The sequence below is a fragment of the Candidatus Marithrix sp. Canyon 246 genome, assembly GCF_001723685.1.
In the GTDB taxonomy this organism is placed as follows: domain Bacteria; phylum Pseudomonadota; class Gammaproteobacteria; order Beggiatoales; family Beggiatoaceae; genus Marithrix.
In genome coordinates this window covers 137,123-157,761 of the sequence record NZ_MCBX01000004.1, presented here as the reverse complement: position 1 = coordinate 157,761, position 20,639 = coordinate 137,123, and the positions used below count along the sequence as shown (strand labels likewise).

Below are 20,639 nucleotides of genomic sequence, written 5' to 3'. Positions count from 1 at the left end.
ATGTCTCCTTTAATTATTGCTTTAGATTTTGCAGATGCAAAATCAGCATTAGCATTAGCAAAACAATTAGATCCTACACTTTGCCGAGTTAAAGTTGGCAAAGAATTATTTACTCGAAGTGGTCCACTTTTAATTGAGCAATTAATAAATTTAGGTTTTGATGTTTTTTTAGACTTAAAATATCATGATATACCTAATACGGTGGCACGCGCTTGTTTAGCAGCCGCTGATTTAGGTGTGTGGATGGTAAATGTTCATGCTTTAGGCAGTCGTAGTATGTTATTAGCAGCTCGTGAAGCCTTGGAAAAACATTCACAACGCCCTTTATTAATTGCTGTAACAATTCTAACTAGTTTAGAAAAACATGATTTATATGCAATTGGTTTACATGGTAGTGTGGAAGAAAATGTATTGCGTTTAGCTCGTTTAACTGATGCTTGTGGTTTAGATGGTGTTGTTTGTTCTCCTCATGAAATTTCTACTATACGTAAAGCAATTGCTAATGATTTTAAATTAGTTACACCCGGAATTCGTCCAGTTCATAGTGGTTTAGATGATCAAAAACGGATTATGACACCAGCGGAAGCTGTAAATTTAGGAGCTGATTATTTAGTAATTGGTCGTCCAATTACGGCTGCGCCGGATCCCTTACAAGCATTAATGGATATTATTAATGAAATTTAGTGAAAATTGGCTACGTGAATTAGTCAACCCCTCAATTTCACGAGAAGAATTAGTAGCACAATTAACTATGGCGGGTTTGGAAGTTGATGCTGTTGAACCTGTAGCCGCTGTATTTAATAAAGTAGTGATTGGAGAAGTTATTTCTATTGCTGCTCATCCTGATGCTAAAAAACTACAAGTTTGTCAGGTTAATACAGGTGCTGAGCCTTTAACTATAGTTTGTGGTGCCGCTAATGTGCATGTCGGAATGCGGGCACCTACTGCTGTAATTGGTGCGCGTATTGGTAAGATAAAAATCAAAAAGTCTAAATTACGTGGGGTTTTATCTTATGGCATGTTATGTTCGGCTGAAGAATTAGGCTTAGCTGATAGTTCTGAAGGTTTAATGCCTTTAGCGAATGATGCGCCGCTTGGTGAAGATTTACGTGAATATTTGAAATTAGATGATGTCAGTTTTGATGTTGATTTAACTCCTAATCGTGGTGATTGTTTAAGTGTTGCTGGAATTGCACGAGAAGTTGGTGTTTTAACACGCACTGCTGTAAATTATCCTAAGATTTCAAATATTAGTGCTAGCATAACTGATAGTTTTTCAGTGGATATTCAAGCTGATAAGGCTTGCCCTCGTTATGTTGGACGTATCATTAAAAATATTGATGCGAAAGCCACAACTCCTTTATGGATGCAAGAACGTTTACGTCGTAGCGGCTTACGTAGCATTAGCGCAGTGGTAGATGTAACTAATTATGTATTATTAGAATTAGGGCAGCCTATGCACGCCTTTGATTTTAATAATTTATCAGGTGGCATTGAAGTCAGAATGGCTAGGGCTGGGGAATCTTTAACTTTATTAGATGAACAAACTGTAAAATTAGATGAACAAACTTTAGTAATAGCAGATGAGAAGCAAGCTTTAGCTATTGCTGGAGTTATGGGTGGGCAAGCATCCGCAGTTACTGATTCTACTACTGATATTTTTTTAGAAAGCGCGTTTTTTGCTCCTGAATATGCCGCTGGTTGTGCGAGACGTTACGGATTACATACCGATTCCTCTCATCGTTTTGAGCGTGGTGTTGATTCAGATTTACAAGTTAATGCGATTGAACGGGCTACAGAATTATTACTAGAAATTGTTGGTGGAGAAGCTGGAGTAGTTATTGAAAAAGTAGCTGATAGTTTACCAGTAGCTTCCAATATTGAATTACGCGCACATAATATTAAACGGATACTTGGTAAGTCATTTAAGGCTAACGATATTACCGATATTTTCACTCGTTTAGGTATGAAAGTAGAAAGCGGTGACTCTAGTTGGCAAATACAAGCTCCAAGTTTTCGCTTTGATGTCAGCATTGAGGCTGATTTAATTGAAGAATTAGCGCGTTTATATGGCTATAATAATTTACCAAGCCAAGCACCAAAATCGCGCTTAATAATGCACAGTTCAAAAACTATAACTGTAAATCAATTAAAAGAAATATTAGTACAGCGCGATTATCAAGAAGCGATTACTTATAGTTTTGTTGATTCAAAATTACAAGCACAATTGAATCCAGAATTAAAAGCCATAACTTTAGCTAATCCAATTGCTAGCGATATGGCAGCAATGCGTACTAGTTTATGGTCAAGCTTATTGCCAGCGGTACAATATAACCAAAAGCGTCAACAATCACGAGTGCGCTTATTTGAAACTGGCAGACGCTTTATACAGTCACAAACTGAAGGTTTATTACAAGAATTGATGATTGCCGGTGTGGTAACGGGAACACGATTCGCTGAACAATGGGCTGCTGTTTCACAACCAGTTGATTTTTATGATGTAAAATCAGATATAGAAGCATTATTAAATGTTAATGATATTGATTTTAGAGCAGATACACATCCTGCCTTACATCCCGGCAAAACAGCGGCTATTTATCGTGGTGATGAATATATAGGAATATTAGGCGCAGCACATCCTAGTTTAATAAAACAATTAGATTTAATAACACCAGTATTTTTATTTGAATTAAAACTGGCTCCATTATTAGAAAATAAACCACATAAATTTCAAGAACTATCTAAATATCCTAATGTAAGAAGGGATATTGCGTTGATATTACCACAAGATGTAACAGCCATTCAAGTAATGGATTGTATTAAGGAAACAGCACCTGAAATCTTGATTGAATGGCAGTTATTTGATGTATATCAGGGCGAAAAAATAGATTCAAATAAAAAAAGTTTAGCAATAGGCTTGATTTTTCAAGCATTTTCACGCAATCTTATTGACCAAGATGTAGAAACTGTCGTTGAACAGTTGCTAAATACTTTGGAAACTAAATTAGGTGCAAAATTAAGGAATTAAAATAATGGCATTGACTAAAGCTGTAATAGCAGAAAAACTTTTTGACGAAGTAGGCTTAAATAAAAGAGAAGCCAAGGATATAGTAGATTTATTTTTTGAAGAAATCCGCTCATCCTTAGAAAAAGGGCAACAAGTTAAACTTTCTGGATTTGGTAACTTTGATTTACGTGATAAAGAAGAGCGCCCGGGAAGAAATCCTAAAACAGGAGAAGAAATACCAATTTCTGCTAGACGTGTTGTCACCTTTAAGCCCGGGCAAAAGCTTAGAGCTAGGGTAGAATCTTATGCTGGAAATAGCAAAAAGTAATAATGAACTTCCTTCTATTCCGGGAAAGCGTTATTTTACAATTAGCGAAATGGGTGATTTATGTTCAATTAAACCACATGTTTTACGTTATTGGGAACAAGAATTTACCCAATTAAAACCTATAAAACGCCGGGGTAATAGACGTTATTATCAGCGGCAAGATGTGGTTTTAGTACGTCGAATTCGTAGTTTATTATACGATCATGGTTTTACCATTGGTGGTGCTAAACAAAAATTACTTGAAACAAATTCACTAAATCACAAACAATTAAATAATGAATTAATCTCTGAATTACGTTTAGAGCTTGAAACATTATTGAAGATTTTAAATTAACAGGAGCAAAATATGAGTACAGTTGAAGAAGCAATACCAAGCCCTTTAGTATTTACTGATAATGCAGCCGTAAAAGTAAAAGAATTAATCAAAGAAGAACAGAATGATGATTTAATGTTGCGCGTTTTTGTGCAAGGTGGTGGCTGTTCAGGTTTTCAATATGGCTTTACCTTTGCTGAAAGTATTGAAGAAGGTGATACTATTGTTGAAAATCAAGATGTAAAACTATTGATTGATCCTATGAGTTATCAATATATGGTAGGTGCAGAAATTGATTATAGTGAAGGCTTAGAAGGCTCACAATTTGTGATTCGTAATCCTAACGCAACTACTACATGTGGTTGTGGTTCCTCATTTTCCGCTTAAAAATCAATTAAACCTGACAAGTTTTTAAAACCTGTCAGGTTTTTAGCTAGTTAAATAAATTCATAGGAGTCTAACTAAATTGATTACTTTAAGATTAGAGCCAAATTTAGAACATAATGTACAACATACCGCTAATATTCTTGGTATTACAACATCTGAATTAATTCATCAAAGTATATCAGAATATATTAGTAAAGTATCAAAACCAACTCCTTGGGAACTTGGTAAACATTATTTTGGTAAATATTCAAGTGGAAAAGGTAATTTATCTAAAGATCGAAAAGAATTATTGAAATTAAAGCTAAGAGAAAAAAGAAAATGAAGAAAATTCTGATTGATTCAGGTCCTTTGATTGCTCTTTTTGATAAGTCAGATAAATATCATGAAAGTGCTATTAAATTCATTCAAAATAATAAATTACCTTTAATAACTACAATAGCTTCAATAACAGAAACCTTGCATCTATTAGATTTCAATCGTAATGCTCAAATTGATTTTTTAGAATGGATAAATAATGGAGCCTTGGAAATACAGAATATTGAAATATCTGACTTTAATAGAATTAAAGGTTTGACAGAAAAATATCGTGATTTACCTATGGATTTTGCAGATTCATGTCTAGTATTTTTAGCTGAAAAACTTAACATAAATACGATTGTAACAATAGACATTGATTTTTCAATTTATAGAATAAAAGATAAAAATACATTTGAAATTATATATTTATAAGAAATATCAAAATTAGTTTAGCTAAATGAAATAATAATTGCTTAGAAGGCTCACAATTTGTAATTCGTAACCCTAACGCAACTACATGTGGTTGTGGTTCCTCATTTTCCGCTTAAAAATCAATTAAACCTGACAGGTTTTTAGCTAGATTTAAGATTAATCATTTGTTGATTGAAATCAATCGTTATAATGAACTGGCTCAAAATATCATTTCCAATGAAACCATTAATTCCTAAACTTTCTTTGATTGCTCCAAATTCAATTTCATTTAAATATACCTTTAAATGGAATATTTTCCACAATGAATTCTTCTGTGGTGCTGGGAAGTGAGTAAAGTACATCTTTTCCTTGACTGTTATATTTTTGATATTCTGTTCTTATTTCTTTAGCATCATTACTAACTTTCAGAACTTCTCCGCCTAAGATTTTATATCTGTGCAAAGATATATGTTCTTCTACTAAATTACCTAATAAAATAAACTGATCAGGATAACGTTGCTTAATATCAACCCATTTCATAATCTTCACCTTATAACTTTCATGCTTAGTCAAATAAAGATATTATTATCTCACTTAAAACTTTGGAGTTCAAGGTTTCATGCTATGGTCTATTTATTGCTAATAGGTATGTTATTTCACTATTAAACAATTAAATATATGTCGCCGAATATTCGTTCTTTTGTACGTGATCTCGCAGGTGATTTGCTCTATGCTACTGGTATTACACAGCCTTCAAAGAGAATCAAAGATCATCCGTTTTCTATTGTCACCTTTCATCGTGTATTGCCAGCAGAACTGTTGAAATCATATCCTATTAATGGCATTGCAGTGACACCCAGCGAGTTTGAATGGTTTGTAAAACTTTTTAAAAAACATTTTATTTGTGGAACCTTGTCTGAAAATTTTGCCCGCTGGCAAGCTGGTGAAGTTACAGAACGCCCTTTACTTAGTATTACTTTTGATGATGGGCAATTAGACAATTTTGTTTATGCTCAACCTATATTAAAAGCCGCTAAAATTCCTGCCACTTTTTTTGCGGTGACAAATGGTGTTGAATATAATGAGACTTTATGGTATGACCGTTTAGCTTATGCTGCTGTTAAGGCTGGTAAATCTCCTGTCAATATAGTTGAACAAGCTAAAACTCTTAGTGTTGGTGAACGTTTAAATTTAGTTCAGAAATTTGAACAAGAAGTAGGTGGTTTAGCCCGCCCAGATTGGGATGGTATGATGAATTGGCAACAGTTAGCTGAATTGGCAGAATATGGTCATGAAATTGGTTGTCATTCTATGACACATCCTATTTTACCTTTATGTAATGACACATCATTACAAGATGAAATAGTTTTATCACGTAAAATACTTCAAGAAAATCTTAATACTCCAATTACATCTTTTTGTTATCCCAATGGCGATGCTGATCAGCGCATAATTAATCTGGTTGAGGAAGCTGGTTATACTAAAGCAGTTACCACAAAATGGGGGCAAAATAACAATAGTAATTCTCCTTTTACCTTGAAGCGGTTTGATATTCAAGGTAAAACTAGCCGCTCCAGACTAGGAGACTTATCTGAATCACGTTTGGCATGGCGATTAAGCCCATATTTTCCTAAGAGGATGTAATAATGCGTATTGCTTATCTTGTTAGTCAATATCCCGCTCCTTCACATACCTTTATTCGTCGTGAAGTTGAAGAACTACGTAATCGTGGGCTTGACATTCAAACCTTTAGTATTAGATCACCTTTAAAAGCAGAAGTAATATCTGATAGTGATCATCGTGAACATAAAAATACTTGGTATTTGTTACCAGCATCGCCGCTATTATTGATATGGGCACATTTTGTATCATTAATACTACATCCGATTCGATATTTTAAAACTCTTAAATTAGCATTTAAGCATAGTACACCGGGCATTAGTTTACATCCTCTGTTTTATTTTGTTGAAGCAATTTATTTAGCGGCAGAATTAAAGCAGCGTAAAATTACACATTTACATAATCATTTTGCTCAAGCAGGTGCAATTGTAGGTTTGCTAGCAAGCCGCTATTTAGATATTAAATGGAGTTTTACTGTTCATGGAACCAGTGAATTTGATGGTGCCGCTGGTTCATTGTTAAATGATAAATTAGCAGCGGCTGATTTTGTGCCTTGTGTATCTTATTTTGGTCGTGCTCAAGTAATGCGTCTAGTCAATCCAAATCATTGGTCAAAACTATTTATTTCTCGTTGTGGAGTAGATTTAGAAAATATGCCTCAGCGAATTGAAGATAATCATGATACTATACGTATTTTATGTATAGCGCGTTTATCTCCAGAAAAAGGTATTCTTGGATTAATTGAAGCTTTTGACAAAGCCCTAAAACAAAACCCGAATTTAGAATTAAGAATAATTGGAGAAGGTTCAGATCGCCCTATTATAGAGCAAAAACTGCCTAAAAACTGCCAATTACTTGGGCGGGCTTCAGAAACAGAAGTATTTAAACAATTAACATCAACAGATATATTTGTAATATCCAGTTTTATGGAAGGATTACCGGTGGTATTAATGGAAGCCTTAGCCATAAAAGTACCTGTGATAGCACCTTGTGTTGCTGGAATTCCAGAATTGGTAACAGATGGAAAATCAGGCTTATTATTTAGCCCTTCTAATTGGGAACAACTAAGTGAACGTATATTACAACTAAGCAATGATAAAGAATTACGTAACAACTTAGCCACAGAAGGGCAACGAAGAGTAGAAACAGAATTTGATATTAAACGCGCTGTTGAACCTTTGTTATTGAAATTAAACTATGAACCTTGAAACAGTTTTAGCTAAAGCTGAACAATTATATACTGAACATGAAATCTCTGATACAATGGATGAGATGGCAGCGGAAATTAATCAACAATTACAAGATAAATTGCCCATATGTTTAACTGTCATGAATGGCGGTTTAATTCCAGCCGGGCAATTATTGCCACGTATGAATTTTCCCTTAGAAATGGACTATATTCATGCTACTCGCTACAAAAAGGCAACTACAGGCGGTGATTTAGAATGGGTTAAATATCCTAGTATCAGTTTAGAAAATCGCACAGTCTTAGTAATTGATGATATTTTAGATGAAGGCTTGACTTTACAAGCAATTGTTAAATATTGCCTTGAAGCAGGTGCTAAAGAAGTATTTACAGCAGTATTAGTAGAAAAACAATTAGAGCAACGTTCTGGATTACAAAAAGCTGATTTTACAGGATTAACTGTACCAAATCGCTATGTTTTTGGTTATGGTATGGATTATCAAGGGCAATTACGTTATGTGCCCGGAATTTACGCAGTACATGGATTATGAATAATAAATTAGCAATAATTGGTGGTTCTGGTTTAACCGAATTACAAGGCTTAGAAATTATTAAGCGGCAAGTTGTAGAAACACCTTATGGTTCTAGCCCTGTAGTTTATGGAATATATAATAATCAAGAAATAGTATTTTTAGCTCGTCATGGAGCTAAGCATACTATTGCCCCGCATAAAATAAATTACCGCGCTAATATATGGGCATTAAAACAAATTGGGATTAAAAATATTATTGCAGTAGCAGCGGTAGGTAGTATTAATCCTGCATTTAAAAATACTGAAATAGTAATTCCACATCAAATAATTGATTATACATATTCACGAGAACATACATTTTTTGATGAAGAAATTGTAACTCATATTGACTTTACCGAACCATATTGTGAAACTCTGCGTCAGAAATTATTAGTAGCAACGGAAGCTCATTCAAAAGCTGTACATGCGGTAACACAAGGACCTCGATTAGAAACAGCGGCAGAAATTGATCGTCTGGAAACAGATGGAGCTGATATTGTAGGCATGACAGGAATGCCAGAAGCAGCTTTAGCTCGTGAATTAGAATTATGTTATGCTTGTTGTGCAGTGATAGCAAATGAAGCCGCTGGACGTGGTAAAGCAGAAATTACTATGGCAGAAATTGAAACCAATTTAATTAATGGTATTGCTAAAGTTCAAACATTATTGAGTAATTTTATTAAAATGAATGATTGAAATAGCTCTTAATATATATGACAAGCATATAAGTAGTTTAATTTTTGGAGATAAACGTAAACAGTATTTACAAGAATTTACCAAAAAACAACCAAATCATGATATTCACTTAGAACGATTATCTGATACAATCTTATATGCTGTCAATTTAGATGGAGTAGCTACTAAATATAAACAATATATTAATAATCTACGTGATATTCGTCAACAACTCGAAATAATTCAAACTAAATTAAACCAACCAATATTATCTTCCGCGTTGGTTTCAGCACCTCAGCAAATCACCTCAAGACAAGCACATCACTTTTTAAAAGACATTTCACCCTTAAAACATATAACAATTCCAATAGCAAAAGATTGGATTCCAATTTTATTTCATGATAATGGTATAAATTATATTGGTTGGCAATCACCAGATTATTTATCTGAATTAGGATGCCAATCATATTCACAATGGCAACCAAATAATAATTTATTATCAAAAACTAATCCCATTGAAATTAACAGCTTTTTAGATTATGGAGAACAATTTGATTTTGACTTTGTAACTGTTAATGCGGCGGGCAATATTATTAAACGTCAGCGTCAACAAAGTTATTGTAAATTAGAAAGCTTAGATAATACAATTAGTTTAGAAATGATTTATATTCCCGGTGGATTATTTACTATGGGTTCACCAGAAATAGAAATTGGTAGAAACCATGATGAAATACAACAGAAAGTTCAAGTAAATAGTTTTTTTATGAGTAAATTTGCCATTACACAAGCACAATGGCAAATTATCATGAATAATAATCCATCCTGCTTTAGGGGTAAAAATTTACCAGTAGAGAAAATTTCTTGGTATGACGCAATGAAATTTTGCGAACGCCTATCTGAAAAAACTGGAAATTTTTATAGATTACCAACAGAAGCAGAATGGGAATATGCTTGTCGCGCTGGCACCACCAGCGCATTTCATTATGGTGAGACTATTACACCACAATTAGCCAACTATGATAGCAATTCAAAAGGAACTATTTCAGTAGGTAATTACTACCCCAATGCCTTTGGTTTATATGATATGCACGGTAACGTCTGGGAATGGACAGCTTCAGGATACGAAGAATCTAATGAATATAAAGTATTACGTGGAGGCTCATGGGGAGGAGAACATCACAGCTTACGCTCAGCATATCGCTACAAAGGTACAGCATTTGTGCCAGTAAGAATGGGAGGATTTAGAGTGGTGATGATTAACTAATCAATAGGAATTTGGTGTAATTATTGCTATTGATTAGTATTTTAACAAGCAATTATCAGTAAATTAAGAAAGGATTGATTTATGCTCTTAAAGTCATATATAAATAATATTACTTTAATTTATCAATCTATATGACCAAAAAATCTAATGCCGCTGATCATGGTATTTTTATCAGCTTACTAATTTTAATATTCTGGTTACCTTTACCTTTGGGCAGCAATCGCCCTTGGGCATGGGCTATCATGGAAGTATGGATATTTAGCTTATTTATCGCTTGGTTATGGAAGTATCGGCGAGGTTTGGTTAATCCTACACAGGTTTTTCATAAAGCTAAACTGATAATCGCAATATTTATTTTATGGCTTATATACATTGCATTTCAGTGCATACCATTACCTTTCTCAATTGTTGAATTGTTATCTCCAAAAGCCGCTGAAATACATACTTTGGTAACTGGATTGCCTCCAGTTACTGCAACTCTCTCTGTAATCCCTCATATAACAACTGTTGCTTTACTCAAAAGTATTAGTTATGTATTGCTATTTGTATTGATTCTATTAGTTGTCAACCGACGCAAACGACTACGCTGGTTAGCCTACGCCTTAGTCTTGAGTGGTCTATTTCAAGCGGTTTACGGCAGCTTAATGACATTATCTGGTCTTGAATACGGTTTTTTGATTCAAAAGATCCATAATTTAGGGCTAACAACTGGTACTTTCATTAACCGCAATCATCTGGCTGGCTACTTAGAAATGTGTTTGGCAGTGGGAATTGGTTTGTTGATTGCTCAATTGAAGGATTCTACTAGTGCCACTTGGCGGCAACGTTTACTAGCTTTTTTTAATTGGTTACTGAGTGACAAAATGCGCTTGAGATTATACCTTGCCATGATGGTCATCGCTTTAGTGTTGACACGTTCTCGTATGGGTAATACCGCTTTTTTTGCTAGTATGCTAATTGCTGGTGTTATCGGTTTAGTGCTATCCCGACATGCTACCCGAGCAACCATCATACTATTAGTTAGTTTGATTGTGATTGATATGTTAATTGTCGGAGCTTGGTTTGGTATAGATAAAGTAGCTGATCGCTTGGAACAAACCAGTTTTGCCAGTGAACAGCGTGATGAAGTTGATATATATACTATTCCTTACTGGCAAGATTACTTATGGACAGGCTCTGGTTTAGGTACTTTTGCTCAGACTTTTCCTAGTTATCAACAACATGATGTCACTGGTTTTTTTGACCATGCTCATAATGATTATTTGGAATTTGGCGCAGAAACTGGAATTATAGGAATGTTATTAATAGGGGTCAGTGTGATTTTATCCTTCATTATGGCCCTATTAGCACTATATCGACGGCGCGATCCCTTATGCAGGGGCATAGCCTTTAGTGCCGTGATGGGGATAACGGCTATACTTATTCATAGTACTGTAGATTTTAATCTACAAATTCCTGCGAATGCAGCGACTTTTATTATAATTTTAGCAATGGCATGGATAGCCAATTTTCTAGGATCCCACAATCATGGCTAATTTAACTAGTTTTATCATTGCTTTTAGCATTGTAGTGTTTATTTTATATAAATTCAGACCCTTGGCAAGGCGTATTAAGCTTATTGATAATACTTATCAGAAATCTATACCCCTTATTGGTGGTATTGCTATGTTTTGTGGTTTTATCTTAGCACTGTTGACTTTAGATATGCCACTGTCAGGATTACGGTTTCTAATTGCTGGAGCTACCATTTTAGTGATAGTTGGGATTTTGGATGATTTTCATGAATTATCAGTATCAATACGATTTATAACTCAAATTATGGTAGCAGTCTTGATCACTATAAGTGGTGACATAGTAATTCACGATCTAGGAACTATTGGTTTATTAGGCTGGTTTGCAGAACCTTTAACTATTTTAGCAATCCTTGGTGCAATTAATGCTGTCAATATGACCGATGGTATAGATGGTTTAGCAGGTGGATTAACGCTGATTACTATTTCTGCCTTAGCTTTTATCTCTTGGCAAGCAAATTTATACCAAGAATTGAATCTTGTATTGTTATTAATTAGCTGCCTGCTGGCATTTTTGATATTTAATGCACCCTATAGAAAGAAATCAGGAGCATTAATATTTATGGGCGATGCTGGTAGCATGTTTTTGGGATTTATGATTGTGTGGTTTTTGATAAGTCTATCTCAAGGTGAACAACCCGCTATGTCTCCTGTGACAACACTGTGGATTTTTGCTTTACCTTTATTTGAGATAACTACCATTATGATATTCCGTACCTTAAAAGGATCTTCTCCATGTGCTAGGGATAGGAAACATATCCATTATATCCTCTTAGAGCTTGGTTTTACAGTTCATAAAACTCTTTTAGTTCTATTCGGAACTGCTATTTTAATAGCAGTTTCTGGGCTTTTAGGATTTTATTTAGGTGTTTCTGATAAAGTTATGTTTTGGACATTTATGGCTTTATTTGGATTATATTTTATCTTATATCTAAAACTTGTCGCCATAAGCCGAATGCAATAGGTTTATTATATAACTTCTCAAAAATATCACGGGCATTGTTACCCATTTCTTGACAACTTTGTGGATTGTTTGCTAATCGTTTAATATGATTAGCAAGATCATCGCTATCTTGTTCAGATATTGTTAGACCACAATTATTGCTATCTAAAATACGTGGAATTTCGCCTGCTTTATCTCCAATATAAAGAGTAGCTCGCCCAGCGGCAGCAATACCATAAAATTTACTGGGTACAATTAAACCTTCTAAATCAGAACGTAAAGAAATTAGGTGAACATCAGGTACTGTTAAACTATTGCTTAATTCTTCCCTTGGTTGATAGGGGCGGAACATGACATTGGTTAAGCTGCGTTTCTGGACTTCATGCTTTATCCATGTTCGCATTGGTCCGTCTCCAATAAATAAAAAGATAATCTGTTTATCTTCAATCAGCTTTTCTGCCGCTTCTAATATAGTCGCAAATTCATGAGCACGTCCCATATTTCCGGAATAACCCACTACAAATTGCTTTGAAAGTCCCCATTTCTCAGTTAATGGATTATTAGCTTTTGCTATTGGTTGAATATGATCACCATCTACCCAATTAGGTATTATCCTGATTTTACTTGATGCTATTCCAAGCTGCTCTAGCCGTTTTGCCATCAAGTGACCTAATACCACATTTGTCAACGCGCTGCGTAGAGAACGATTTCGTAACCATTGTAGGATACTCAGTAGTGGACCTCGTCGCATACCAACAACACCTAAAGATGTGGCTATTTCAGGATAGACATCTTGTAACCAATTAATTAAGGTGGCACCACGCAATTTAACTATCACAGCCGCTACAACTGAAATAAATGGTGGATCAGTTTTAGCTATGACCACATCAGCTTTTGAAGTTAAACGCCACAATCGCCACGCCGCTGAGAAATAAAAACTCAAATAATCAACAGCACGTCCCAACAAACGTTGCCGCCCAAAACGGGTAGTCCAAAGACGATGAATTTGAATGGAATTTTTGATTTCAAACGGCGGGAGCTTTTGTTTGGGATCATCATAGCGTTGGCTACTGGTGATGATATGAATATTTTTATCTTGAGATAGGTCAAACGCAAGATCAGTCAATAACTGACTAGTTGCCGACTGATCTGGATAAAAGTAACGGTTTATAAATATAATTTTCATTAATAGTTTTCTAAATACCATTGATAAGTAGCAGCAAGTCCATTTTTAAAACTAAATTTAGGCTGCCAACCAAGCGATGTCAAACGTTTGGTATCTAATAATTTTCTAGGTGGACCCTCGGGTTTACTGACATCAAAGACAATCTCGCCATCAAATTCTACCACAGTTTTGATCAATTCTGCTAATTCACAAATACTAATATCAACTCCAGTACCAATATTTAAGTGTGAGAGCATCAGATCAGAATAAATGGCATCATCTAATTGCATCACATAGAAACAAGCCTCAGCCATATCGTCCACATATAAAAATTCGCGTCGCACATTACCAGAACCCCAAATTGACACTGATGGTGCCTTATTTAATTTGGCTTCGTGAAATTTTCTAATTAAGGCTGGAATTACATGGCTATTTTCCAAATTAAAATTGTCATTTGGACCATACAAATTAGTGGGCATAACACTACGATAGTTGGTACCATATTGGCGGTTATAGGATTCGCACAGTTTTATTCCGGCAATTTTGGCAATCGCGTATGGTTCATTAGTGGGTTCCAAACTGCCCGTAAGTAATTCAGATTCCGCCATTGGTTGAGTGGCAAATTTGGGATAAATGCAAGAACTACCCAAAAATAGTAAACCTTCTACTCCATTTTGATATGCTGCGTTTATTAAATTAGCCTCAATCATCAAATTATGATAAATGAATTCGGCTGGATAAGTATTATTGGCATGAATGCCACCGACTTTAGCCGCAGCTATGATCATATAATCAATCTGGTTTGACTGAAAAAAATTATCCACATCCGCTTGACGAGTTAAGTCTAATTGAGAATGAGTTTGGGTAATGATATTTTGATAAGCTTGAGCGTCGAGTTTTCTTAGTAAGGCTGAACCGACCATGCCTCTGTGTCCTGCTATGTATATTGTTGAATTTTTTGGTATCATTTACTTAATCCTAAGATTTGTCGGAATGTACGAAGTTTTAGACCTGACAGGTTTTAAAAACCTGTCAGGTCTTTCGCCTTGTAACAAGTTATTCATTATATTCAAACACTCCAAACCCATGTTCCTTAACCAAACTATCCCGTTTAGCCGCTTCTAAATCATTCAACACCATTTCTTTCACTAATTCTTCAAAAGAAATACGAGGTTGCCAGCCCAATTTGTCCTTGGCTTTACTTGCATCACCTAATAAAGTTTCCACTTCAGTTGGGCGGTAATAGCGCGGATTAATTCTGACAATCACTTTATCATTGCAGATGCCAATTTCTTCTTCACTTTGCCCTTGCCATTCTATAGTCATACCTAAAACTTGTGCCGCTTGTTGTACAAAATCCCGTACTGAATATTGTACTCCTGTTGCAATGACAAAATCTTCAGCTTGTTGTTGCTGCAACATCAGCCATTGCATTTCAACATAATCTTTGGCATGTCCCCAATCTCGTTTCGCCTCAAGATTACCCAAATAAACACAATTTTGCAAACCTAAACTGATTCGTGTCAAGGCACGAGTAATTTTTCGGGTGACAAAGGTTTCTCCTCTTAGCTTAGATTCATGGTTAAAAAGTATGCCATTACAAGCATACAAACCATAAGCTTCTCGATAATTTACAGTAATCCAATAGGCATATAATTTTGCTACTGCATATGGAGAACGGGGATAAAATGGCGTGGTTTCTGTTTGTGGCGTTTGTTGAACTAATCCATAAAGTTCAGAAGTAGAAGCCTGATAAAAGCGAGTTTTTTTCTCTAAACCTAAAATCCGAATAGCTTCTAAAATCCGCAAGGCACCCAGCGCGTCAGAATTAGCAGTATATTCAGGCTCTTCAAAAGAAACTTGAACATGCGATTGTGCCGCTAAATTATAAATTTCATCTGGCTGTATTTGTTGAATAATTCTAATTAAACTGGAAGAATCAGTCAAATCACCATAATGCAAAAAAAACCGCTGATTATCTTCATGCGGATCCTGATAAAGATGATCAATTCTATCGGTATTAAATAAAGACGAACGGCGTTTAATGCCGTGAACTTCGTAGTCTTTGTTGAGTAAAAATTCGGCTAAGTATGCGCCGTCTTGTCCGGTTATTCCGGTTATTAGGGCTTTTTTCATTTTTATTATTCCACAGTTTCTGATTACAATAGTTGTTCCATAAATGGCCAACTTGTCATCCCGACGATAGGAGGGATCTTGAATTATCAGGCACTTAAGATCCCTCCTATCGTCGGGATGACAAATAAAAAATATCCTGTACTTAGCTAATTATTTCAGATTAAGGTAGTTAATGAATTGATCAACAGCGGCTTCTAAATCTTCTAAAGTTGTTTTCCTTATATTCTTAAATTCTTCTCTAGTATCACCAGTGACAAGCACACAGCCTTCTGCCTCAGCGTATGCAGCAATTAACCAATCTATTGTCGCGCCGCATGTTTTTCCGCTTCCTTGAGTATTGGTATTCAATCCCAGACAGGCAATACAACGATTTCGTTTAAATCTGCGCCACGCTTGTGTAGTTGCAAATTGTTTTCCCACCAAATTGGCGACAACATCAGCATGATGGGGTTCAAATGAGGCAATAGTGATGCCTTTATCTGTCAGCCCTTTCATGATTTCGTTGGAATTATAATGTTCTTGGTATTGTTGTTTCAAATCATGCAGTTTTTCTGCATGTGCCGGTGCTGGAATAACCAAATTGAATTGATATTTATTATCATAATCTTTAATACGGTTGATATTATTACACAATTTTATAAAACGTTGGTTGCTAAATAATGCATTGGTATCAAATACCACTGTTAAATCATATGTATTAAGTAAGTTATAAACTTCATTTTGGTTCATTTTTAATCCACTGGTTCTGCAAACAAATTATCAAATTGCTTGTCGGTTAATAATTCTACATGTCCAGTGTCTTTTCGTTCTAACAGAACGATACCACCCCCTTGTTCAAGTTCAAGCCGTTGACGAATTCGTTCTGGTAGTCTGACTAATCCATCTGTTGACACGTAACACAATGGCGCATGTTCTTTGCCTACTAAGTAGGGTGAATCAGCATGATGATGAGTAAACAAGATGGCTTGTTTAATTGATTTCAATTCCACTGTAGGTATGCCATTGATTTGACGCATGGCGTAAAAATGTTTACCAAATTCAAAGGCTGGTGAATGACTGGTTAAAAATAGTTGTTGTGGACCTACCGGTGCTTCAATAATGTCTTTAAAAATTTCTCGTAAACGTAATTGTAGTGTGTAACGTAAATTTAATTCTGGTTCTTCAATAGCTACAAAATTCGCATTGCTCATCAACAGTCGCGCAATCAAGGCAATTATTTGTTGAATACCAGAACCCAATAAATCAATAGGAATTCGTGTTGATGGCGATTGAAAGGCTAAGTTGGCACGACCGGTATGGCGATTAAAAAGTACCACAAATTCGCCTAAATTCAAAACATCATTGAATTTTTTCATGATTTTAACAAACAATTCCCATCTTTTGTAATGGGAAGGTTCCGGAGATTCTTTGGCATCATACAATTGTAAGCTTAAAGCCTGTGGAACAACACTACGCTCGGCTTCGATTTCATCTGGAGAAATCCGGCGATCAAGTCTAATTAAGGCAAACCGATTACTGGTTTCTTTAGTTTTTAGTATAAAATGTTGGGCAAGAAAGAGGGCTAAGCGTGCTGCATAAGTTTTCTGTTCAGCACTAACTTCATGATGACTTACATCAGTTCCATTGGCAAACTGATATTTGGTGATTTTATAGTCCAAATTATCTGAGTTAAGGTGTTTTAATTGGATCGCTATTTGTACTTTCGAGCTAGGAAGTAGCGGTTGAATATCGGCTAGTTCGAGTTCTTCAGGTTGAAGCGTGAACGTGACGTTGATTTCAATTGGTACTGGTTTTTCTAGGTTGAATATATTACTGGGATAAAATCCCTGTTCTTCAAGTTCAGAGAAACGCATTTTTTTTGCCAAACCATCTTGAACCAGTAACAGTTGAAAAAATAATTGCATTGCTTCAAGCAGATTCGATTTTCCAACATTATTTTCTCCATGAATCACCGCAATTGCATTTAAGTTTTCAAGGACAATTTCTGTTTGAAAGTTTTTAAATCCTTTGACTGCAAATCTTTTTAGTTGCATTGTTTGGTTTACTCCTTATTATTTATTAACTAAAGCTAATCTTAATGTTTATTTCTAAATTTGTTATACTATAATTTAGTACAACGAATTTAGAAATCAACTAATTTTTAGAACGTCTTATAAACCAATTGCCCATTACCAACACATCCATCTTAGTTCGCAGAAAACAATCCAAAGCCTCTTCTGGTTTACAAACCACTGGCTCATTCTCATTAAACGAAGTATTCAATACCATTGGCACTCCGCTGAGTTTATGAAATTCTTCAATGAGATGATAGTATCTAGCATTAGTTGCTTTAAACACTGTCTGCAATCGCCCAGAGCCATCAACATGTGTCACAGCTGGAATTTTTGAGCGTTTATCTTCTCTAATCTGAAATACTTTCATCATAAATGGCACTTCGTCATCTTCTTCAAACCATTCACTTACGGCTTCGCGAAGAATGGAGGGGGCAAATGGGCGGAATGATTCTCGCCGCTTAATCTTCAGGTTCAAAATTTCTTTCATATCCGCCCGCCGTGGATCACAAATAATGGAACGATTACCCAGTGCCCTAGGTCCCCATTCCATACGTCCTTGAAACCAACCAACTACTTTGCCATCGGCAATCGCCTGAGCAGTGCGTTGACATAAAGTCGCTTCATCTGCTATTGCTTCAATTTGACAAGCTTGTACCTTTAATTCCTCAGATTTTGCGTTTAATACTTGACTGATTTGTTCATCACTAAAACTGCTGCCCCAATAAGCGTGATCCATGACAAAATCACGATTATATCCATCAAGTTGCTGAGCAATTACAAATGCAGCACCAATAGCACCACCGGCATCACCAGCCGCTGATTGAATATAAACTCGCTTAAATGCTGTGTTTCGATACACTTTACCATTAGCCACAGAGTTCATAGCACACCCACCTGCTAAAGTCAAATTATCTATTGCATAATTTTGGTGTAATCTGTTCAATAAATGAAAAAATGCTTTTTCATACATTGCCTGTATAGAATGGGCAATATCTCGGTGGTGATCCGTAAGCAATGCAAGCTATTTCCTAACAAAGCAGAGGCTTACTCCGTTTGGAATTTCTTTAGGACATGGTTTCCAACTCTTATCCAAATACTCTTTGCCTAAGACACCATATATGTATCCAGGCCAATCGACAATTACGCTTATTTGTTCTATATCAAGGTAACGTTTAAGTTCACCCTTTTCTAAATATTTAAGGGCGTCAAAGTCAATTTTTCCATCAAGATTCACGACATTGGAATTGAAAAAACCAATTACTCCACTTTGAAAAGCTCCTACCTTCACCAAGGGTGAAAACTCTTCGTAAATAAATTTAGCTGTTATAGAATGGCTATTGCCTATTCTACCTGTATGCAAGCTTAAGAAGGCCCAGACAAAAAAGCAAATAGGTAAAATTAACAAAATACCAGTTTTGAATTGAATAGACTTATTTTTAACTTTTCCAGACACCATAATAACTATTAATGTTAACAGGAGGATAATAATTGGTGCTGAGTATCTTGCATAGAAATGAGTTGCTGCAAAAAAGAACGGGTAAATTAGCACCAATGTAGACATTGAAAAGAGCCAGCTATACCACAATCTTCGATATGGCTTCATCTCGCTAAAATTGCTACTGCTCTCCCCATTTTGGTGTTGTACCCAAGCAATAAGACCTATTAGAGATATGAAGGCAATCACACTAAGGGTAGTCAATCCACCTGTATACATCCACGGTGTCATGTGCTCAATGATTGCTTTTCCCATTATCCAGAATCGCCCAAAGGTATTATCTACACTTATCAATCCTGCCTGTGCAATACCTGAAGAGGGTATCCAATGACCAGTTACAGAATGTACCCATATGAGCCAAGGACTAACAAATGAAAATGCAACACTCCCCACGATAAGAGTTTGTATCAGAGTTAATCGGCGATATAGCAGTTGGGCGCACAAGAATACAAAAAATATTATACCGAAATCAATTCTTGCCAAACCAGTCATGCCAGCCAAAGCACCAAATATAATTAATTGCCGAATTTTGATTTTCTCTGGTAGTTGGAAAGTGTATAATATACAAACAGCCAGAACAGTTAGATAAATACCGGTTTCAAGTCCGTATGTAAATGCCCTGAATAGCCAGAAATTGAAAATTATACACGTAAAAGCCAAGATATAAGCAAATTGCCCATGACTATCCCCTTTGGAATCGCAGAGCGAGCGTACAATGCTTCCTATAACGTGTCCAAATACTAGCAAATTAGTAACACCAAAAATTATTACGACTCGACTGAAAGTCCATTTATCAGCACCAAACCACTGTACTAACCAAGCAAGTCCCGCATAAATGAAGGTACTCATAGGTTGGATTCCAGTTGTTGGTTTACTATAGTTGTAAAAAAGGCCGTGTTCGCTAGCCAAGTTCCAAGCCACAGTTAGCATGTAGTACCCATCCTCACCAAGAGGTTTATCAGCTAAGAATGGCATAAAAATACCTGTAGACATTGATAGAGGAAAACCAGTATGTGAGCCAAAAGCTATCCATAACCCGTAAACCAAATATACTACCGACATGTACAATAACAAATAAAACATATTTTTTTTATGCATGATATAATTTTTCCTTATTAATGTCATCTATGAACTCAAAATGTGACGACTGAAAAATAGACTACTGCTCCATTATAATGAACGTCTTATAAACCAATTGCCCATTACCAACACATCC

The 20,639-nt window shown here is 35.5% G+C and carries 22 protein-coding genes and 1 pseudogene; 15 read left to right on the top strand and 8 right to left on the bottom strand.

Annotated elements, in window-relative coordinates:
- From pyrF to BHU68_RS16695, 8 genes and pseudogenes are all read left to right on the top strand, one after another.
- Positions 1–684 (top strand): orotidine-5'-phosphate decarboxylase, encoded by a 684-nt coding sequence (pyrF, locus tag BHU68_RS04445; RefSeq protein ID WP_253180925.1) that lies wholly within the window; start codon positions 1–3, stop codon positions 682–684.
- Entirely contained in the window at positions 674–3,028 is a 2,355-nt protein-coding gene (pheT, locus tag BHU68_RS04440) for a phenylalanine--tRNA ligase subunit beta (protein WP_069470394.1), read from the top strand. The genes pyrF and pheT overlap by 11 nt, the downstream gene beginning before the upstream one ends.
- Positions 3,029–3,032: 4 nt before the next feature.
- Complete coding sequence (locus BHU68_RS04435) at positions 3,033–3,335, top strand: integration host factor subunit alpha (RefSeq protein ID WP_069470395.1); 303 nt, start codon at positions 3,033–3,035, stop codon at positions 3,333–3,335.
- A complete protein-coding gene (locus tag BHU68_RS04430; protein ID WP_069470396.1) occupies positions 3,313–3,669 on the top strand; it encodes a MerR family transcriptional regulator in 357 nt (118 codons plus the stop codon). The genes BHU68_RS04435 and BHU68_RS04430 overlap by 23 nt, the downstream gene beginning before the upstream one ends.
- A gap of 12 nt (positions 3,670–3,681) precedes the next feature.
- Positions 3,682–4,035, top strand: a complete 354-nt coding sequence (gene erpA, locus BHU68_RS04425) for an iron-sulfur cluster insertion protein ErpA (protein ID WP_069470397.1) — start codon at positions 3,682–3,684, stop codon at positions 4,033–4,035.
- Between the two features lie 79 nt (positions 4,036–4,114).
- Positions 4,115–4,357, top strand: a complete 243-nt coding sequence (locus tag BHU68_RS04420; RefSeq protein ID WP_069470398.1) for a CopG family transcriptional regulator — start codon at positions 4,115–4,117, stop codon at positions 4,355–4,357.
- Positions 4,354–4,764 (top strand): type II toxin-antitoxin system VapC family toxin, encoded by a 411-nt coding sequence (locus BHU68_RS04415; RefSeq protein WP_069470399.1) that lies wholly within the window; start codon positions 4,354–4,356, stop codon positions 4,762–4,764. Before BHU68_RS04420 ends, BHU68_RS04415 begins: the two co-directional genes overlap by 4 nt.
- Positions 4,765–4,805: 41 nt before the next feature.
- Positions 4,806–4,880 (top strand): annotated as a pseudogene (locus BHU68_RS16695) (iron-sulfur cluster insertion protein ErpA); the annotation flags it as partial.
- A gap of 148 nt (positions 4,881–5,028) precedes the next feature.
- Here BHU68_RS16695 and BHU68_RS04410 read toward each other — a convergent pair.
- Complete coding sequence (locus BHU68_RS04410; protein WP_069470400.1) at positions 5,029–5,283, bottom strand: hypothetical protein; 255 nt, start codon at positions 5,281–5,283, stop codon at positions 5,029–5,031.
- Positions 5,284–5,421: 138 nt separating this feature from the next.
- On the opposite strand from BHU68_RS04410, the gene BHU68_RS04405 reads away from it, so the two are divergent.
- From BHU68_RS04405 to BHU68_RS04375, 7 genes are all read left to right on the top strand, one after another.
- Positions 5,422–6,387: a polysaccharide deacetylase family protein gene (locus BHU68_RS04405; protein WP_069470401.1), complete on the top strand. Its 966-nt coding sequence runs from the start codon at positions 5,422–5,424 to the stop codon at positions 6,385–6,387.
- A 2-nt stretch (positions 6,388–6,389) separates the two neighbouring features.
- The gene (locus BHU68_RS04400) at positions 6,390–7,571 is read left to right on the top strand and encodes a glycosyltransferase family 4 protein (RefSeq protein ID WP_069470402.1); all 1,182 of its coding nucleotides are present in this window, start codon (positions 6,390–6,392) and stop codon (positions 7,569–7,571) included.
- Positions 7,561–8,100 (top strand): hypoxanthine-guanine phosphoribosyltransferase, encoded by a 540-nt coding sequence (locus BHU68_RS04395; RefSeq protein WP_069470403.1) that lies wholly within the window; start codon positions 7,561–7,563, stop codon positions 8,098–8,100. Before BHU68_RS04400 ends, BHU68_RS04395 begins: the two co-directional genes overlap by 11 nt.
- Positions 8,097–8,816: an S-methyl-5'-thioinosine phosphorylase gene (locus tag BHU68_RS04390; protein ID WP_069470404.1), complete on the top strand. Its 720-nt coding sequence runs from the start codon at positions 8,097–8,099 to the stop codon at positions 8,814–8,816. The genes BHU68_RS04395 and BHU68_RS04390 overlap by 4 nt, the downstream gene beginning before the upstream one ends.
- Complete coding sequence (locus tag BHU68_RS04385; RefSeq protein WP_069470405.1) at positions 8,809–10,059, top strand: formylglycine-generating enzyme family protein; 1,251 nt, start codon at positions 8,809–8,811, stop codon at positions 10,057–10,059. Before BHU68_RS04390 ends, BHU68_RS04385 begins: the two co-directional genes overlap by 8 nt.
- A 131-nt stretch (positions 10,060–10,190) precedes the next feature.
- Entirely contained in the window at positions 10,191–11,594 is a 1,404-nt protein-coding gene (locus BHU68_RS04380) for an O-antigen ligase family protein (protein WP_069470406.1), read from the top strand.
- Positions 11,587–12,594, top strand: a complete 1,008-nt coding sequence (locus BHU68_RS04375; RefSeq protein WP_069470407.1) for an undecaprenyl/decaprenyl-phosphate alpha-N-acetylglucosaminyl 1-phosphate transferase — start codon at positions 11,587–11,589, stop codon at positions 12,592–12,594. The genes BHU68_RS04380 and BHU68_RS04375 overlap by 8 nt, the downstream gene beginning before the upstream one ends.
- Here the strand turns inward: BHU68_RS04375 and BHU68_RS04370 are convergent.
- The 7 genes from BHU68_RS04370 to BHU68_RS04340 form a co-directional block, all read right to left on the bottom strand.
- Positions 12,551–13,759 (bottom strand): glycosyltransferase family 4 protein, encoded by a 1,209-nt coding sequence (locus tag BHU68_RS04370; protein ID WP_069470477.1) that lies wholly within the window; start codon positions 13,757–13,759, stop codon positions 12,551–12,553. The two genes, BHU68_RS04375 and BHU68_RS04370, sit on opposite strands and share 44 nt — an antisense overlap.
- Positions 13,759–14,706: a GDP-L-fucose synthase gene (gene fcl / locus BHU68_RS04365; RefSeq protein WP_069470408.1), complete on the bottom strand. Its 948-nt coding sequence runs from the start codon at positions 14,704–14,706 to the stop codon at positions 13,759–13,761. The genes BHU68_RS04370 and fcl overlap by 1 nt, the downstream gene beginning before the upstream one ends.
- 88 nt (positions 14,707–14,794) lie before the next feature.
- A complete protein-coding gene (gmd, locus tag BHU68_RS04360; protein WP_069470409.1) occupies positions 14,795–15,874 on the bottom strand; it encodes a GDP-mannose 4,6-dehydratase in 1,080 nt (359 codons plus the stop codon).
- A 150-nt stretch (positions 15,875–16,024) separates the two neighbouring features.
- On the bottom strand, positions 16,025–16,603 hold the full coding sequence (locus BHU68_RS04355) for a hypothetical protein (protein ID WP_069470410.1): 579 nt from the start codon (positions 16,601–16,603) through the stop codon (positions 16,025–16,027).
- A 2-nt stretch (positions 16,604–16,605) separates the two neighbouring features.
- A complete protein-coding gene (locus BHU68_RS04350) occupies positions 16,606–17,907 on the bottom strand; it encodes an AAA family ATPase (RefSeq protein WP_069470411.1) in 1,302 nt (433 codons plus the stop codon).
- A gap of 100 nt (positions 17,908–18,007) precedes the next feature.
- On the bottom strand, positions 18,008–18,943 hold the full coding sequence (locus BHU68_RS04345; RefSeq protein WP_216092862.1) for a carbamoyltransferase family protein: 936 nt from the start codon (positions 18,941–18,943) through the stop codon (positions 18,008–18,010).
- A gap of 6 nt (positions 18,944–18,949) precedes the next feature.
- A complete protein-coding gene (locus BHU68_RS04340; protein ID WP_069470413.1) occupies positions 18,950–20,521 on the bottom strand; it encodes a hypothetical protein in 1,572 nt (523 codons plus the stop codon).
- Positions 20,522–20,639 lie beyond the last annotated feature (118 nt).

Excerpts from the sequence above, each read along its gene's own strand:
- BHU68_RS04400 (WP_069470402.1), top strand. The coding sequence starts at position 6,390 with ATGCGTATTGCTTATCTTGTTAGTCAATATCCCGCTCCTTCACATACC.
- BHU68_RS04340 (WP_069470413.1), bottom strand. The coding sequence starts at position 20,521 with ATGCATAAAAAAAATATGTTTTATTTGTTATTGTACATGTCGGTAGTA.
- BHU68_RS04385 (WP_069470405.1), top strand. The coding sequence starts at position 8,809 with ATGATTGAAATAGCTCTTAATATATATGACAAGCATATAAGTAGTTTA.
- gmd (WP_069470409.1), bottom strand. The coding sequence starts at position 15,874 with ATGAAAAAAGCCCTAATAACCGGAATAACCGGACAAGACGGCGCATAC.
- BHU68_RS04415 (WP_069470399.1), top strand. The coding sequence starts at position 4,354 with ATGAAGAAAATTCTGATTGATTCAGGTCCTTTGATTGCTCTTTTTGAT.
- BHU68_RS04375 (WP_069470407.1), top strand. The coding sequence starts at position 11,587 with ATGGCTAATTTAACTAGTTTTATCATTGCTTTTAGCATTGTAGTGTTT.
- BHU68_RS04435 (WP_069470395.1), top strand. The coding sequence starts at position 3,033 with ATGGCATTGACTAAAGCTGTAATAGCAGAAAAACTTTTTGACGAAGTA.
- BHU68_RS04405 (WP_069470401.1), top strand. The coding sequence starts at position 5,422 with ATGTCGCCGAATATTCGTTCTTTTGTACGTGATCTCGCAGGTGATTTG.
- pyrF (WP_253180925.1), top strand. The coding sequence starts at position 1 with ATGTCTCCTTTAATTATTGCTTTAGATTTTGCAGATGCAAAATCAGCA.
- fcl (WP_069470408.1), bottom strand. The coding sequence starts at position 14,706 with ATGATACCAAAAAATTCAACAATATACATAGCAGGACACAGAGGCATG.
- BHU68_RS04395 (WP_069470403.1), top strand. The coding sequence starts at position 7,561 with ATGAACCTTGAAACAGTTTTAGCTAAAGCTGAACAATTATATACTGAA.
- BHU68_RS04380 (WP_069470406.1), top strand. The coding sequence starts at position 10,191 with ATGACCAAAAAATCTAATGCCGCTGATCATGGTATTTTTATCAGCTTA.
- BHU68_RS04430 (WP_069470396.1), top strand. The coding sequence starts at position 3,313 with ATGCTGGAAATAGCAAAAAGTAATAATGAACTTCCTTCTATTCCGGGA.
- BHU68_RS04370 (WP_069470477.1), bottom strand. The coding sequence starts at position 13,759 with ATGAAAATTATATTTATAAACCGTTACTTTTATCCAGATCAGTCGGCA.
- BHU68_RS04355 (WP_069470410.1), bottom strand. The coding sequence starts at position 16,603 with ATGAACCAAAATGAAGTTTATAACTTACTTAATACATATGATTTAACA.
- erpA (WP_069470397.1), top strand. The coding sequence starts at position 3,682 with ATGAGTACAGTTGAAGAAGCAATACCAAGCCCTTTAGTATTTACTGAT.
- BHU68_RS04410 (WP_069470400.1), bottom strand. The coding sequence starts at position 5,283 with ATGAAATGGGTTGATATTAAGCAACGTTATCCTGATCAGTTTATTTTA.
- pheT (WP_069470394.1), top strand. The coding sequence starts at position 674 with ATGAAATTTAGTGAAAATTGGCTACGTGAATTAGTCAACCCCTCAATT.
- BHU68_RS04350 (WP_069470411.1), bottom strand. The coding sequence starts at position 17,907 with ATGCAACTAAAAAGATTTGCAGTCAAAGGATTTAAAAACTTTCAAACA.
- BHU68_RS04390 (WP_069470404.1), top strand. The coding sequence starts at position 8,097 with ATGAATAATAAATTAGCAATAATTGGTGGTTCTGGTTTAACCGAATTA.